Annotated in this window: 16 protein-coding genes; 13 read left to right on the plus strand and 3 right to left on the minus strand. The window is 46.8% G+C overall.

All coding sequences use genetic code 11. The annotated features are described in order from the left end of the window. Nucleotides 1-3 precede the first annotated feature (3 nt). The 8 genes from JOD82_RS05725 (at nucleotide 4) to JOD82_RS05760 (ending at nucleotide 4,883) form a co-directional block, all read left to right on the plus strand. Nucleotides 4-651: a helix-turn-helix transcriptional regulator gene (locus JOD82_RS05725; protein ID WP_029516682.1), complete on the plus strand. Its 648-nt coding sequence runs from the start codon at nucleotides 4-6 to the stop codon at nucleotides 649-651. Nucleotides 652-747: 96 nt separating this feature from the next. Continuing rightward, nucleotides 748-1,071 (plus strand): YtxH domain-containing protein, encoded by a 324-nt coding sequence (locus JOD82_RS05730; RefSeq protein WP_023987988.1) that lies wholly within the window; start codon nucleotides 748-750, stop codon nucleotides 1,069-1,071. A gap of 209 nt (nucleotides 1,072-1,280) precedes the next feature. Beyond that, nucleotides 1,281-2,090, plus strand: coding sequence for a glutamate racemase (gene racE / locus JOD82_RS05735; protein WP_069011068.1), 810 nt, complete (start codon nucleotides 1,281-1,283; stop codon nucleotides 2,088-2,090). 117 nt (nucleotides 2,091-2,207) lie between these two features. Further along, on the plus strand, nucleotides 2,208-3,428 hold the full coding sequence (locus JOD82_RS05740) for a M14 family metallopeptidase (RefSeq protein WP_209947943.1): 1,221 nt from the start codon (nucleotides 2,208-2,210) through the stop codon (nucleotides 3,426-3,428). A gap of 136 nt (nucleotides 3,429-3,564) precedes the next feature. Beyond that, on the plus strand, nucleotides 3,565-3,831 hold the full coding sequence (locus JOD82_RS05745; RefSeq protein ID WP_029516685.1) for a hypothetical protein: 267 nt from the start codon (nucleotides 3,565-3,567) through the stop codon (nucleotides 3,829-3,831). A gap of 140 nt (nucleotides 3,832-3,971) precedes the next feature. Continuing rightward, the gene (locus tag JOD82_RS05750) at nucleotides 3,972-4,274 is read left to right on the plus strand and encodes an iron-sulfur cluster assembly accessory protein (RefSeq protein WP_013370462.1); all 303 of its coding nucleotides are present in this window, start codon (nucleotides 3,972-3,974) and stop codon (nucleotides 4,272-4,274) included. A gap of 23 nt (nucleotides 4,275-4,297) precedes the next feature. Beyond that, entirely contained in the window at nucleotides 4,298-4,519 is a 222-nt protein-coding gene (locus JOD82_RS05755) for a YuzB family protein (protein ID WP_007429791.1), read from the plus strand. Between the two features lie 94 nt (nucleotides 4,520-4,613). Continuing rightward, the gene (locus JOD82_RS05760) at nucleotides 4,614-4,883 is read left to right on the plus strand and encodes a hypothetical protein (RefSeq protein WP_023987992.1); all 270 of its coding nucleotides are present in this window, start codon (nucleotides 4,614-4,616) and stop codon (nucleotides 4,881-4,883) included. A gap of 199 nt (nucleotides 4,884-5,082) precedes the next feature. On the opposite strand, the gene JOD82_RS05765 is transcribed toward JOD82_RS05760, so the two are convergent. Continuing rightward, the gene (locus tag JOD82_RS05765; RefSeq protein ID WP_069011070.1) at nucleotides 5,083-7,065 is read right to left on the minus strand and encodes an LTA synthase family protein; all 1,983 of its coding nucleotides are present in this window, start codon (nucleotides 7,063-7,065) and stop codon (nucleotides 5,083-5,085) included. A 188-nt stretch (nucleotides 7,066-7,253) separates the two neighbouring features. Continuing rightward, nucleotides 7,254-8,414 carry a THUMP domain-containing class I SAM-dependent RNA methyltransferase gene (locus JOD82_RS05770; protein WP_023987994.1) on the minus strand — a complete coding sequence of 387 codons (1,161 nt, stop codon included), beginning with the start codon at nucleotides 8,412-8,414 and terminating at the stop codon, nucleotides 7,254-7,256. Nucleotides 8,415-8,571: 157 nt separating this feature from the next. On the opposite strand from JOD82_RS05770, the gene JOD82_RS05775 reads away from it, so the two are divergent. After that, nucleotides 8,572-9,216 (plus strand): O-methyltransferase, encoded by a 645-nt coding sequence (locus JOD82_RS05775; protein WP_081317557.1) that lies wholly within the window; start codon nucleotides 8,572-8,574, stop codon nucleotides 9,214-9,216. A 110-nt stretch (nucleotides 9,217-9,326) separates the two neighbouring features. Here JOD82_RS05775 and JOD82_RS05780 read toward each other — a convergent pair whose 3' ends face one another. Next, nucleotides 9,327-10,547: an MFS transporter gene (locus tag JOD82_RS05780; protein WP_029516688.1), complete on the minus strand. Its 1,221-nt coding sequence runs from the start codon at nucleotides 10,545-10,547 to the stop codon at nucleotides 9,327-9,329. A 235-nt stretch (nucleotides 10,548-10,782) separates the two neighbouring features. Between JOD82_RS05780 and hemE the strand changes: the two genes are divergently transcribed. The 4 genes from hemE to JOD82_RS05800 all read left to right on the plus strand — a co-directional run bounded on the left by hemE (nucleotide 10,783) and on the right by JOD82_RS05800 (nucleotide 15,874). Further along, on the plus strand, nucleotides 10,783-11,829 hold the full coding sequence (gene hemE / locus JOD82_RS05785) for a uroporphyrinogen decarboxylase (RefSeq protein WP_039269982.1): 1,047 nt from the start codon (nucleotides 10,783-10,785) through the stop codon (nucleotides 11,827-11,829). Between the two features lie 31 nt (nucleotides 11,830-11,860). Beyond that, the gene (gene hemH, locus JOD82_RS05790) at nucleotides 11,861-12,802 is read left to right on the plus strand and encodes a ferrochelatase (RefSeq protein WP_069011071.1); all 942 of its coding nucleotides are present in this window, start codon (nucleotides 11,861-11,863) and stop codon (nucleotides 12,800-12,802) included. 7 nt (nucleotides 12,803-12,809) lie between these two features. Continuing rightward, entirely contained in the window at nucleotides 12,810-14,255 is a 1,446-nt protein-coding gene (gene hemG / locus JOD82_RS05795) for a protoporphyrinogen oxidase (RefSeq protein WP_069011072.1), read from the plus strand. Between the two features lie 137 nt (nucleotides 14,256-14,392). Continuing rightward, nucleotides 14,393-15,874, plus strand: coding sequence for a CapA family protein (locus tag JOD82_RS05800; RefSeq protein ID WP_069011073.1), 1,482 nt, complete (start codon nucleotides 14,393-14,395; stop codon nucleotides 15,872-15,874). Nucleotides 15,875-15,939 lie beyond the last annotated feature (65 nt).

The following is a 15,939-nucleotide window of genomic DNA, read 5'->3' on the forward strand; positions in this document are numbered from 1 at the left end:
AAAGTGACGGATAAGTATATCGTACCCGAAATGCCCACTAGGCGCATGATCATGACACTATTGAAAACCCAGGGACCTGTGGGCGTCGGAAGCTTGGCAGCTCAATTAGGCATTACCGAAATGGGAGTGCGTAGGCATCTCAAATTGATGGAGCAGGATGGCCTGATCGTGGCTACAATCGTGAGACAGGCGATGGGACGCCCGACGTTTTTGTACAGCCTGAGCGAGCAGGGAAGCGAGCAGTTTCCACGTAATTATGATCATTTGTTACTGGAACTGTTAGAGGAACTCGATGAAGAACAGGGAATGGAAGCTGTTTACTCGCTGTTTGATGGTAGAAAACGTAAAATGATGAAGCGTTACGCCCCTCATATAGAGGGGGAGACTACACTGGCTTCACGTGTGGAAAAGCTTTCGGGCATCCAGAATGCTTCCGGATATATGGCAGAGTGGCGCGAGGAAGAGGATGGTAGCTACTCTATTGTGGAATACAATTGTCCTATCTCTCAAATTGCAGGCCGTTACCGCAAGGCTTGTGAATGCGAGCAGCAAATGTTTGAGGAGCTACTTGATGCCGAAGTTGTTCGTGAGGATTGTTTGGCAGATGGGGGCCGTTGCTGCCTGTATCGTATCCGCTCTAAAAAAAAGTAAAACTTTTCAGGCTTGTTTTCTGTATCATGACAAGCTCCCCATGCTTATAATGCACTAACAGATGGGCATTCGCCCGGGCACAAGGGAGAGATGATGATGAAGGAGAACTGCAAAAGTTTTATCCGAGGCGCGTTGGCAGGCAGCATTGTTGGTTCGGTTGCTGCTTTATTATTTGCCCCTAAGTCAGGTCGTGAGCTGCGTCAGAATATTACAGATCAGGCGCGCAACGTAAGTGATAAGGGACAGGAGCTAGCGGGGAAAATTTCAGACACCTCAATTGAGTATACTGACAAAATTAAGGAGACAGCCTCAGCCGTCATTCATGAAATTGGGCAATGGCGTAAAAAAGGTGAAATTATTCCTGAGGTTAGTATTTCATCAGCGACTGTTCAAGAAGATACGGAAAAAGATGCGCTGTAACGGTCTGTAAAAACGTAGGTGAAACACTGAATACAGTTTGAATTCGTGGCTTCTCCCGTTGGGATGGAGCCTTTTTATTGATCACTTCCTCGTTTTAGGGTAATCTTTTGGGGTACCTTTTACACGAATACGACATAAGGTATGTAGCAACGGATAGCTTTCCGAGATGAAACAACTCATATTTGAACAAAAAAGGAAGCGGTGTGTACGTGCAGCAAGCGATTGCAATATTGGATTCCGGTGTAGGAGGTTTGACGGTTGTAAAAGAAGTCATGCGTCAGCTTCCACGGGAAAAAATCATTTATTTTGGAGACACTGCGCGCACTCCGTATGGCCCCCGACCATCGGAAGAGGTTAAAAAATTTACAGAGCAAATGGTTGATTTTCTGATTCAATTTGATCCGAAAGTCATTATTATTGCTTGTAATACGGCTACTGCCGCGGCATTGGACTATATAAGCCAAAAGGTATCCATTCCGGTGATCGGAGTCATTCACCCCGGGGCTCGTGCTGCGATTAGCGCGACTGCTACCGGGCATGTCGGGGTGATTGGGACTGTCGGTACGATTCGAAGCGGAGCGTATACAGCTGCGCTCAAGCAATTGTCTCCTTATGTAGACGTGGTGAGCCATGCTTGTCCTGCGCTTGTTCCATTGGTGGAACAAGGATTATTCCGCTCCAAGACGACATCGCAGGTTGTGGAGGAGACATTGAGGCCTATTCAAACGTATCCGATTGATTGTTTGATTCTTGGTTGTACGCATTATCCTTTTTTGAAGGAAACGATTCAAGAAGTCATGGGGCCTGCAGTTAAGCTCATTAGCTCGGCAGATGAAACGGCGCGTGAGACGAGTACCATTTTGTATAACAAAGACAAGTTGGAAGCTGGGGACGAAACGCCGGTACATCAGCTTTTTTGTTCCGGCGATCCTGAATTGTTCCAGCGCATTGCCGCACAGTGGCTCGGGGAGCAAATTCGCCAAACGCCTGTCGTCTGGCAAGTCACCAATTTGGATTAACGAGACAGCCGACTTTTTGTCATTGGACAAAAGAAGTCGGCTGTTTTGCTTTTCGCTACATCAAGACACGCCGCGTTTGCATAACATGCAGTAAGGCAGATGGAAGGGGCGTAGAAGATGAGGGAATATATCGTTCAAAAAGGAGATACATTGCACCGGGTCGCCTCGGCTTTTAAACTATCGGCGGATACTTTGATCGTGGATAATCCGTGGGCCGCCACACAACCCTATCTGATTAGTGGTCAAGTGTTATATATTCGTCCGTCTACGGATCGTAAATACGTTATTCAGCCTGGTGAGTATGCAAGACAGATTGCCAAGCAGTTTGGTGTGGAGCTTGATGAGTTACGGCTAGCCAACCCCGGACTTGCGGAGCATGATTTTATGGAAGGAAAAACTATTGTTATTCCTGAGGACCATCAGGATCAGATTGTACGATTACGTGGAGAATATGGATACGAAGATTTAAAGGAAGACCTAGCGGCCTTGGCCCGCAGATATCCGTTTATTGAAGTTGGTAGCATTGGAACCAGTGTCATGGGGAAGGATATTCCTTATGTACGTATTGGGCAAGGAACGCGTAAAATTCACGCCAATGCTTCAGTTCATGCTAATGAATGGCTGACGACGCCTTGTTTGCTGCGTTTTATAGAGCAATATGCACAAGGGATCGGTGGGACTGAAGAACATGTAGGGGCCACTCAATGGGTGTATGGAGGTTCTCCGCGGGATTTGCTGGAGCATACATCCTTATGGGTGGTTCCGATGGTCAACCCGGATGGGGTAGAGCTGGTGCAACAAGGTATACTCCCAACTCATCCGTTGTATCATGACCTCAAAAAGTGGAATGAAGGACGTGCTGATTATCGCGGTTGGAAGGCCAATATTCGTGGTGTCGACCTCAACGATCAATTTCCGGCATATTGGGAAGAAGAGGTGCGCAGACGCGGTAAAACAGGTCCGTCTCGACGAGACTATGCAGGGCCTGCACCTTTGTCTGAACCGGAGTCTAAGGCGCTTGCCGATCTAACGGAGCGCGAACAGTTCGACATGGTGTTATCCATACACAGTCAGGGACAGGAGATCTATTGGAATTATCGGGATCTAGAGCCTAAGGAGAGCCGAGATTGGGCCTTACGGCTAGCTGCCGCAACAGGTTACCGGGCGGTAAAGCTGGGTGGGAGCGATGCAGGGTACAAGGATTGGTTTATACAGCGATTTGGTAAACCGGGGTTTACCGTTGAAGTCGGTCTAGGCGTAAATCCGCTGCCCATGCGTGATTACGATGATATTGCAGCAGAAGTGGGCATGTTAATGGCAACAGTGCTGTCATGGTAAAAAATTCGGCCTACTGAAACGTATCGAATCACTTGCACGTATTAGGAGGAACACGTTTTTTATAAGTGTTCCTCTTTACATGTCCCTTCAATGGGGTATATATACTTAGGAGCATTGGAAATGGAGTGAACAACCTATGAAGTGGAAAAGATTACTATCTCTCCGTCAATGGTCACATGTATTTCGTCGTATGCCCCGACTGATTACTTCATCAAGGATTCCGCTGGGAGAAAAATTACTCTTTGCGGTGCCTGTGTTGCTCTATTGGGTATTACCTGATGTCATGCCATTTATGCCCATCGACGATATTGGTGTTACGCTATTGCTTATGAATTGGTTTGTCACCCGTGCCGAACGAAAATATCCAGATGTGCTTGAAAAGCAACATGTACGTGTTCGGTAGATAAGCTTATGAATTTCGTGATTGCGATTTTTCGCGATTTTCTTTACAATAGGAATATTGCCTTTTGCTATGCTAAACATAATTGTGATTTATCCAATAAACCACATTTCATTTAATGAATATGAAGGAGATGAAGTTTGATGAACTGCAAAATTACTCGTAACGCAGCTAAAGTATTGAAACTTGAACTGGATAAGGAAGAGAACCAAGGGAAGAGCCTGCGCGTTGTTATTACTCATGCTCATGGAGATCATGCTCATTACGGGCTGGATTTGGACACGCCTAAAGAAACAGATACTGTCGTATCTACAGATAAAGGCATTGACGTAATTTTGGAAAGCGGCCAGCCGCTGCTGGATGGTGTGAAAATTGATTACTTGTACTTCCCCGAAGAAGGATTTGTCATTACTAACCCTTCCCAAGGTAATCACGGCGACCACTAAGCCGGAGCTCGGAGGGATGACAGATGGCCAACGATATTCGCGTATGTGATGAATGCAATCATATTCGCTTGAAAACAATCTTGCCCAAGTTGCAAAAGATGGCACCAGATGCCGAGATCAAAATCGGCTGCAAATCGTATTGCGGTCCTTGTGGGAAACGGGCGTTTGTGTATGTGAACGGACGTTATGTGAGTGCGGCTACGGAGGATGAAGTATTGGAGAAGGCTGCGCGCTTTATCAAATAGTTCCAGTACGCAGCATTCGCAATTTTTGAATAGTTCCCCTTCTTCTGATCCATGCTAATGGATGTAGACCACTGCCCAGAAGGAGGAGTGACTCATGGCCCAATATGATTCCAATCTCGACAATCACAGTGTTGAGGCTCAAACACAAAACTCGGTGGACAGGCTCCACAATGCCGTCTCTCAGGCATTGTCACATCCAGCTGAGCAACTGATTGAACAGGCGGAGCAGTCTCGCACTCATGCTGAACATGCCATACAGCAGGCGAAGGATAGCCTTGGTGACGACTCAGTAGAAGTTGCGGAGGATATGCTTGGTGAAGAGGTACAACGGCTTGAACAGGCCAAAAAAACGTTGCGTTCCTAAGCATTTGTGACTGGTAACAACGAGCGCAGTCGAGTGACAATCCATAAAAAAGCACGATCCACAGCACTTACAAGCCGATGGATCGTGCTTTTTTGTTATATACAGAGTAGTTATGCGGCGACATCGTTAAAGGGGTTTGGGAAGATGCTATATCAGCAACCTCCCACATAAAGTCTATTAGATACAGATACAGAAGGAGTTACTTCTTTGTTTGTGGTTCCCATTCGCGAATAAGATCGTATGTGATAACCTGATCGGATATGTTCAACCGATTGAGAGCTTCGGTATATCCCGGTCCGCAGGCGTTTACGTCTGTAGGCTGGCCTGTACTCAGGTTGTAACAGGTCCCTTTGGAGAATGTACCGTCCTCAGATGGAATGTAGTACACTCGTCCATCCGTGAAAGCACCAGTACGTAGCACAACCATACGAGGCTTCCCGCTAAACAGATCGTTTCCCATAAAATGATATGGTTTTGTAGAAATCCCAAGTAGGTGCATTACGGAAGGAGTCAGATCCAACTGACCTGCCGGTTCTGTATACGTGCCCGCCTGACTTCCGTCAGGAAGATGCACAAGCAATGGCACCTGATTCATGATTTTCTGCATGTCCAGATCCGTAAGTGGCTTGCCTAAAAATTTCTCATACAGTGCTTTGTCTTTAATAGAATTATCATGATCCCCATAAAACATCAGGATCGTATCATCCCACAGTCCGTCTTTCTTCATCTGATCTACCAATTCGCCTAGTGCTTCATCTACATAATGGACAGATTTTAGATAGTCTCCGAACATGGTACCTTCAAACTCGCCAACGTCTAAATCTACCGCGTCAGGTGACAGGTTGTACGGATGATGGCTCGAGATACCGACCATATAGGCATAGAACGGCTGCTTAACTTCGGTAGTGAGATCATTGAGCGTTTGACGGAAAAAGGATTTGTCTCCCAGGGACCAGCCCAATGGCTCATCAATTTTAAAATCTTTTTTACTGTAGAACTTGTCATAGTTCATTGCCTTATACATAGTGTAGCGGTTCCAGAAGCTGCTGTCATACACGTGAAACGCATTGGGACTATATCCAGTATCCTTCAAAATGGAAGGTAGCGTATCGAATTTATGGTCCGCATAACGGATAAATACAGAGCCTGTAGGGAGCGGATGCAGCGAAGCATGTGTAGAGAAGTCCGCGTCCGAAGTACGGCCCTGCGCAGTCTGGTGAAAATAATTGTTGAAATACATGCTTTCCTTCGTCAGTTTGTCAAAGTTAGGCGTAATCGCTGCACCGTTGATCTGTTTGCCGATAAAAAAGTTCATGAACGCTTCAGCTTGAATGACCATCACGTTTTTGCCCTTATACTTGCCAGATAGATCATTTTTTACCTGAAGCAACTTTTGGTGCTGATTAAACCATTCCTTATCCTTATCGGATTCCGCTTGAGCCAATGTAGGCTGAGGACCAAGGTGATCCTGACCATAGCGGTAGATGTCATATCCATGAAATCCGATCAACCCTGTTACATTGTACAAGGCCATCGACCACCAGTTGCCGACAAATATGCCAGTTGCCCACGTGGAGGTATAATATTTGATCGGCCCAAATGTTAATACATAGCCAATCAGGAAGGCCAATGCTCCTTTAGAGAAGCGAAGCAGGAACCTCTTTGTGTAGGAGCTTCGGGATGCTTTTAAATAAGTATCATTCGTGGTAAATCGACGTCGTAAGGAAGCCACAAATATGACATACGGAATGAATAGAATCCAGTCTGCAAAAAAGAGAATGTCCCCCCAGTACATAAGGGATGCGATACTTCCGCCCAGAGAATCAACTTGTCCAGCTTGAAGTAAGACGGGAATCGTAATGAAATCCTGGAAATACCGATAATAAACCATGTCGGAATAAATGAGCGCGGTGAGCAACATATCGAGCACCACAAGAGCAATCAAACGTCCGCGACGTGGCAGCCATAAGGTCCAGAAGCTCACAAGTAAAAGCGAACCAATAGCGATGACATAATCCAGCGGATTCATGTCAATATTTTGGGCATGCAAGTTATAGTGAATCAGTACGAGCTTGCCGATCATAAGCACAAAAAACAGACCTAGTCCAAAATATCGAGACAGCAGCATTCTGCTGAACGTGTTACCAGTGCGACTTGCACTGGACGTGCGAATAACCAACACTTTACCCCCTCTGGCAGAAATGTTCGGCTAGTATAAATTACATATTAACGTAATGTTAAAACCGAAATGCCTTTAATTATTATAGCGCTCATCTCGCGCATTTCAATGATTAAGTAAAGAAAATACAGCACAAATCAGGCCAGAACAACGAACGGAGAGTTCGTTTCCTGGCCTAGGCTTCATCTTATTTAAGGCTGCAACGGCGAAGTATCTTTGCGGCGCGGAGGCAGAGGGCCTAGATACTGATAGTATTGGCATTCGATCCGGCCGTTAAACAACTTCCGGCGCTTGTCTGCTTTACGGCCCCAATAATGCTCAAATTGCTTGGTGGAGCTGATGGCAAAGAAGGACCAGGTCTTCATTTCGGCTGCCGTGCGTGCGAGTGAACGGATCAGCTTTTCCACCTCGGATTGTTCGCTCAGTCTCTCGCCATAAGGTGGGTTTGTAATCATCACACCATATTGTCCTTCGAGTCTGACTTTAGTTACAGGCATCACCTTAAGAGGGATGTCTTTAGCAAAGCCTGCTGCTTTTACAGCTGCCTCAGCAACTTGTATGGCATTTGGATCGATATCGCTACCTGCAATTTCAAAAGGAATGTCATCGCGGGTCAAATCCATCGCCTCGTCGCGAGCCTGATCCCATAATTCTCTGCCAATGACAGGCCAGTCTTCCGAGTTAAAGGTACGTCTCAGTCCTGGCGCAATATTCCAGGCTTGCATGGCAGCTTCGACCAATAAAGTACCGGAACCGCAGCATGGGTCATAGAAGGGGCGGTCCGGGCTCCAGCGACTAAGCTGAATAAGAGCAGAAGCCATCGTTTCTTTGAGGGGCGCCTCTGTAACGAGCTTACGGTAGCCGCGTTTGTGCAGTCCTGGACCGGTTGTATCAAGCGTCAGCAACGCACGATCATTCAATAGAATGACCTCAATGACGTAACGAGGGCCATCTTCAGCAAACCAATCTGTGTGGTAGGTTTCCTTGAGCTTCTCTACAATCGCCTTCTTGACGATTCCTTGACTGGCTGGTACGCTACTAAGCTGTGATTTGTGCGAACGTCCCTCTACGGGGAATTCACCATCTACAGGAATCCAATCCTGCCAGGGTAATGCTTTGGTACCCTCGAACAGCTCATCGAAGGTTGTTGCAGCAAATTCACCCATTTTAATAAGTACGCGGTCTGATGTGCGAAGCCACAGGTTACACCGGCATATATCCATATAATCTCCGGTAAAAACGACGCGGCCGTTTTCGACGGTTAGATCTTCGTACCCGAGTTCTCTGAGTTCTCGGGCCACGACGGCTTCAAGTCCCATTGGCGCAGTCGCAATTAGTTGCAGTTGAGTCATTAAACGTATTCACTCCGTCCCCATAATCATGTAAGCTTGGTTCAATCCCTATAGTATAGGTCATTGTACTCGAAGAGACAAATCATTAAGGTAAAAAATTTACGAAGGACACCACGTCCTACCTGCGTTATGATTAAGCAATAAGGAGAGATGAACCGTGGAAATTACACCCAATATGACGCCTGAACAATATGTAGACCAGCTGGTACAAGAGGATGAAGCACTTCGCAGTATTAGGGAGGCTATCGTTAAAGAAGGTATGCCGGAAGTATCCGTTACCCATCCTTATGGAAAACTGTTGACCTTTCTAATTGAAGTATCTGGCGCACAGCATGTACTGGAAATCGGCGCATTAGGCGGCTACAGTGGATTATGTCTGGCCCGTGGGCTGGGAGAAAAGGGCCGTATTGTGTCACTGGAGCTGAAAGAAGCGTACGCAGCGCTGGCACATCGACATATGGAAAACAATGGCTACGGTGACCGTGTCGAATATCGTATTGGACCCGCAGCGGACAGCTTGAAAGAACTTCAGGAAGAGGGAAGAACTTTCGATTTTTTCTTCATTGATGCAGATAAGGAAAATTACCCAGTATATCTGGAATATGCGATTGCTCTGGCGAATCCAGGTGCCATTATTGCGGGAGACAACTGTTTCCTTCGCGGACGGACGCTGAATACGGATAAGAACGGCCCTGCCGTTCAGGCCGTGAGACGTTTTAACGAAACGATAGCAACAGATCCGCGGCTGGTCAGCACGCTTTTGCCAGCTTACGATGGATTGGCGCTAGCTCGAGTTAAATAGCGTTCATTCTTCCCTATGTATAGCTATAAAAAAAGAACCTCCCTGTCCAATGTAGCGTGGACAAGGAGGTTCTTGTCTGTTAAGGCGGGCTTGTCTTACCTGAAGGTTTCTTACCTGAAATCAGGCGTAGCCTTACGATCAAAAAGCTTCATGCGTACCCAGAATATGTTGACGATTAACAGGACACCTGACATGATAAACAGTCCTTCGATGCCGATAAACCCGGATAGCACCCCGCCAATGACAGCACCCAGCATATTCCCAAGCGCGAGCGAGCTGGTATTGAAGCCGAAAGAACGACTTTCCATTCCTTCCGGTGTATACGTGCGAATCAGCGCATTTACGCTTGGTAGCAGACCGCCCATAAATACACCCATGAAAAAACGGATAATGACAAGTTGCCACACTTCATTGACAAAAGCCTGCGGAATGAGCATAACCGCCGTTCCGAGCAGTGCAATGGTCAAGATCTTGTGCGCTCCTATCTTGTCACTCAATCTTCCAAGGAGTGGTGCAGCAATCATATTGGATACGCCTGTTATAGCTGTAACGAACCCGGCAATCAGTGCAATTCCTTCTGCCGACCCATATAGTTTTTGCACATATAACGGCAGCAGAGATACCGTACTGATCATGGCAAATTGGAGCAGAAACGTTACGGTGAACAAAGCCGGAAGCTGGGGCGTATGGCTTAGCTCCTTTAATCCGGCAAGAACCGAAATTTGCGGTGTGCGTGCGGCTTCCGCTTTACTGAAATTTTCTTTAACCAGAAACATTGCAATGAGCGAGGCTATAAAAATCAGAGCGCCTGTAATATAAAAGATCGGTCTGAATCCGACCCAATCAGCCAAAAATCCGCCTAGCAGAGGACCGAGAATCGTGCCGGCCATCTGACCGGATTGCATAATCCCCATAGCGAATCCGGTTCGCTCTTTGGGAGTGGTGCCCGATACTAGGGAAATCGATGCCGGATTGAAACCCGAAATCGTACCGTTCAGCAGGCGAAGCGCCAGCAGTTGCCACGGATGGGTGACCAAACCCATACATCCGATGACCAAAGCCATACCAAAGCCTGAGCGAAGCAGCATGACTTTACGTCCATATCGGTCAGCCAGCTTGCCCCACAAAGGCTGGAACATAAATGAGGTCAAAAAGTTAGCGGCAAAAATAACTCCAGCCCATAGACCAATATCGTGCTCTCCCTTCACATGAAGGTCCTGAGCCAGATACAGAGCGAGGAACGGAGTAATCATCGTAATACCCGCATTGACCAGAAACTGACCGAACCAAAGCACAATGAGATTGATTTTCCACGTCTCCCACGTTTTCAATGTGCTTTCACTTCCTTTCTGCCCATTCTCATCCTGTTGTAAATCCTACGTATCAACGCATAACTTCTCCGGAGCTTTAAAAAAAGCCATTTCTCTAGTATAGCACACTTCATTGAAACTTTATCCAAATGTCATGGGTTTGTCATGGTTTGTTCGAGAGCTACGGTTGTTACGACTCTTGAAAAAGGGCATAATTAAAATATAGTATTTATGATTCGAACTGGAGGCTGAAGTCATGACCTACAATGATACTTTTATCCGCGCTTGCCGCAAGCAAGCTGTGGATCATATTCCCGTATGGTACATGCGGCAGGCCGGAAGGTATGACCCTGAGTATCGCAAAATTAAAGAAAAATACACGTTGCTTGAGATATGCCGCCAGCCCGAGTTGGCCGCAGAAGTGACTTTGATGCCCGTGCGCAAGCTCGGGGTGGACGCTGCAATTTTATATTCTGATATTATGAATCCGGTGGCCTCGCTAGGGGTTGATTTTGATATTGTCAAAAATATTGGACCGGTTATTGATAATCCGATCCGGTCAGCTGCAGACGTAGACAAGTTGCGTCCAATTGATGTGGAACGCGATTTGGGTCATATTTTGGAAACGATCCGCATTTTGGACCGTGAACTGAAAGTGCCATTGATTACGTTCGCTGGAGCGCCTTTTACCATTGCAAGCTATTTAATAGAAGGAAGACCCTCCAAAGGATATATTCGCACCAAAGCGATGATGTATGGAGAGCCTGAGTTGTGGCATCGCCTGATGGATAAGCTAGGGGACATGGTTATTACATACGTGCGAGCTCATATCGCTAATGGCGGTAAGGCTTTTCAATTGTTTGATAGTTGGGTAGGTGCGCTCTCGCCCTATGATTTTCAAACTTTTGTGCTGCCGACTATCACACGTATTTTTCATGAATTATCTGATCTGGATGTACCTAAAATTTATTTTCCGGGCGTAAGCTCTGGTGAATTGCTCCCACACTTGAATGGGTTAAAAGCCGATGTGATTGGACTGGACTGGCGGGTAAGTATACCTGAAGGACGTCGTCGCTTGGGCAACGGTTTTGGTGTACAGGGAAATCTGGATCCTTATGTGCTTACTGCGCCAATAGATGTTATCAAGCAGTATGCGAAAACCATTGTAGATGAAGGTATCTTGGAGCCGGGTTACATTTTCAATCTCGGTCACGGTTTATTTCCTGAAGCCTCGCTAGATAAGCTAAGAGAGCTTACTGATTATGTACATGAGTATTCCCACTCGATTTTGTCAAAGAATTAAACCATTAGAAATGTTAAGAGGTGATCTGCTAATGAAAACCAAAGTGGGTGTGCTGGTTATGTCCTACGGGACGCCAGAAAGTCTGGATCAGGTGAAAGCCTACTATACACATATCCGTCGCGGTAATGCTCCCTCGCCGGAGCAGCTAAAGGAATTAAAGGATCGTTATGAAGCTATTGTGGGCGGTGTGTTTCCGCTGCGTCAGAATACGGATCGGCAGGTTCAAAACCTGCAGGAAACCCTAAATCGGGAAAATCGCAACCCGGACATTGAATTTGCCTGTTATCAGGGACTCAAACATGCGAAACCGTTTATTGAGGACGGTGTGGAAGCCATGGTGCAAGATGGCATTCGTGCTGCGGTGGGTGTCGTGCTGGCTCCGCATTATTCCGTTATGAGTGTAGGCACTTATATTAAGCGCGCACAGGCTAAGGCACAGGAACTGGATCTGGCCATATCATTTGTGGAGAGCTATTATCTTCATCCAAAGTTGATTAAGACGCTAACTGAGCGTGTGAACGCCAAGCTGGCGCTTTTTGAAGAAGCTGGAGCCAAGCGGGATGAGGTTCGTGTTCTATTTAGTGCGCACAGCTTGCCTGAGCGGATTTTGGCTATGGGTGATCCTTATGTAGAGCAATTAATGGCTACTTCGCAGGCTGTTGCGGATAAGGTGGGGATTACCAACTGGCAGTTTACGTGGCAAAGCGCTGGTCGTACAGCAGAACCATGGCTGGGGCCAGACATTTTGGATACCATGCACAGTCTTAAAGAGGAGCAAGTGGAGTATGTGCTGGCTGCACCAGTTGGCTTTGTTTCTGATCACTTAGAGGTGTTATACGATCTGGATATTGAAGCACAGGCTTTGGCGAAGGAATTGGATATGCGTTTTCAGCGTATTGATTCACTCAACAGTGATCCACTGTATATGGAGACGCTTAGTGATGTCATCATAGACCAATGGAAAAAGGGATGAGGACATAATGGAGCAAAGGTTACGTAATATTGTAATTGTAGGCGGAGGCTTGACCGGGCTTAGCACTGCTTTTTATACACGAAAAATGTACAAAGAAGCTGGCTACACACCTCGAATTACGCTGGTGGAGAAAGCATCCGTGCTGGGCGGAAAAATTGAAACACTGCATAAAGATGGTTTTGTGATTGAAAAGGGGCCAGATTCCTTTCTGGCCCGTAAAACGGCCATGATAGACCTGGCAAAAGAGCTGGAGTTGGATCATGAACTGGTGAGCACGAATCCTGAGGCTAAAAAGACATACATTTTGCATGAAGGACAGCTTCATCCGATGCCCCCTGGACTGGTGCTGGGGATTCCAACGGAGCTGAAACCCTTTTTGCGCAGCGGCTTGATCTCTTTAGGCGGGAAAATGCGGGCTATGATGGATTTTGTCATTCCGCCTCGCCGTGTACCGGGAGATGAGGCGTTGGGTGATTTTATTGAACGCCGACTTGGCAAAGAAGTGCTAGAAAATGTAACCGAACCACTACTGGCAGGGATTTATGCTGCCAACATGAAGACACTAAGTTTGCAAGCGACCTTCCCACAATTTGCTGAGGTAGAGAAGCAATACGGAAGTCTCATTCACGGAATGATGACAGGTCGAAAACCAGCTGAAACACATACGGGTACGAAAAAAAGCGCCTTTTTGACCTTCCGTCAAGGCTTGCAAAGTTTGGTGCATGCGTTACTGAATGATTTGTATGACTGTGATTTACGCACCGGTATTGCTGTTACAGAATTCACAAAGACACCGCAAAGTGAAGGCAGCCCATATCGCGTTATGCTGGACAATGGAGAGATGCTGGAGGCGGATGATATTTTTGTAACGACTCCCAACTTTGCTGCTGCGCCGCTATTGCGAGATCATGTCAATGTGGCTGCACTGGAAGCTGTTAATTACGTCTCCGTAGCAAACGTGGTCCTAGCCTTCGATAAAACAGATATTGAGAACGTCTTTGACGGTTCTGGTTTTCTGGTTCCTCGTAAAGAAGGACGCAGCGTGACCGCTTGTACATGGACGTCTGCCAAGTGGCTTCATACCAGCCCAGATGATAAGGTGCTGTTGCGCTGTTATGTAGGGCGAGCAGGAGCTGAAGACACTGTAGAGTTACCGGATGATGAGTTGATTGGACTGGTACGTAAGGATCTGAAAGAGATGATGGGAGTTACAGCGACTCCGTTGTTCACGGAAATTACACGTCTTCGCAATTCCATGCCGCAATATCCGGTAGGGCACCCGCAGGCTATAGCTGATTTGCGTGAAGAGTTACGCACTGAGATGCCGGGAGTGTATGTGTTGGGCGCTGGCTATGATGCAATTGGCTTACCGGATTGCATCCGTCAGGCTAAGGAATGGGCCTCCAATGCCGTCCAAACGACACAACAGGAAGCAGTCAAGGTACAGGTGTAAATGTTCGATAATGAACCCTTCGCGATCCAGGCGAGGGGTTCTATTTATATTGAAATTTGATATATAATGGAGAAGGTGTAAAGTTCGCCAGCTAATAAAGAAGTTATGCAAATGCAATAGCATAGAAGGAGTGAAGAATGTACCCTCCCAGATCACAGCGAAATGAAGGTCGCAAAAAAGCAAGAAAACCAAAAATAGGCAAGGCTTGGATCATTACAAATCTGGTCCTACTGCTTATGATTGTAGGTCTTTTCGGTTATTATTACATATTTGAACACGACAACAGTGGCTCTCTTGCGGAAAATGCCGGGTATTCGCAAACGGAGAAGAAAATCCAAACAGGATCTGCTAGTGCAGATCGGTCTACTCCCTCGGTCAGTGAAAATGTTACACCCTTGTCAAATAAACAGCTGGATGAAGGCCCCCATGCAGAAAATAAATTTGCCGACGATGAAACAAAGCAATCTACTGCTTCAGACACAAGCAATCGTCCCGCGACAACGTCTGACACAAATGCTCCCGAAGGCAGTTCCACAGGAGCAAAATTGTCCTCGGGGAAAGACGGGCAAGCACAGAACGATACGTCCAATAAGGATATATACGACGATAATCCATCCACCGATAAGGGAGGAACGGAGGATATAAAGAAATCCAAAACAGACGGTGCAGACTCTCCGACAGTCACGCTTCACTTTGTAGGGGATGTGCAGTTTTCCGGTAAAGTTGAGCAGCGTTTGGAGCAGAATGGGTTTGATTTTCCGTATCAATATCTCGGAAACTTGTTTCATAAAGACGATCTGACGATTGCCAATCTGGAAACGCCCGTGACAACGAATGGTGTGGGTGCGTTAAATAAAACGTATGTGTATAAATCTTCGCCCAAAGCGTTAACTGCGTTGGCTGCGGCAGGGATAGACGCTGTCAATTTGGCCAACAATCACATTTTGGATCAGGGCACAGGCGGATTACTGGATACACTGAAATATCTGGATGAAAAGGGTATAGCCCATGCTGGAGCCGGACGTAATGCAAAAGAAGCATATGCACCGCATTATTTTGAACGTAAAGGGATCAAAGTTGCCTTGTTGGGGACTACACGTGTTATGCCTGAAGCCAACTGGAATGCGGGCGCCAAACAGCCCGGTGTAGCAGGAGCCTATGATTCGACCGCTATCGTAAAGTCTATCCGTGAGGCACGAATGCAGGCCGATCTGGTGATTGTCATTACCCATTGGGGGAAGGAGCGCGCAACTGCACTTGAGCCCCATCAAACCGAGTTATCGCACGCTTTTATTGATGCTGGAGCTGATCTTGTCATTGGCGGTCATCCACATGTGCTTCAAGGGATGGAGCAATATAAAGGTAAATGGATTGCATACAGCACAGGCAATTTTATTTTTTCTAAATCAACGGTGCCAGCCACTTGGGATACAGCGATATTTCAGGCAACCTGTACCCGTAAAGGGGCTTGCGAGATGAAGCTGACTCCTTATCGGGCGGAGCTGGGTCAGCCGATCCCATTGAAGGATACGGAGGCCAGCAAAATTTTGCAGAGAGTGGCGGCACTGTCACCGGGAAATGTCTCGATTGGGACGGATGGTACAGTAAGTGCTCAATAGAATTTCGAAAGAAATTGTTAATATAGGAATTGACGGAATGAGCGTATGAGGGACTCCTTTGTGGA

Origin of the sequence: Paenibacillus sp. 1182, from assembly GCF_017833915.1 — a bacterium.
Lineage (GTDB): Bacteria > Bacillota > Bacilli > Paenibacillales > Paenibacillaceae > Paenibacillus > Paenibacillus polymyxa_D.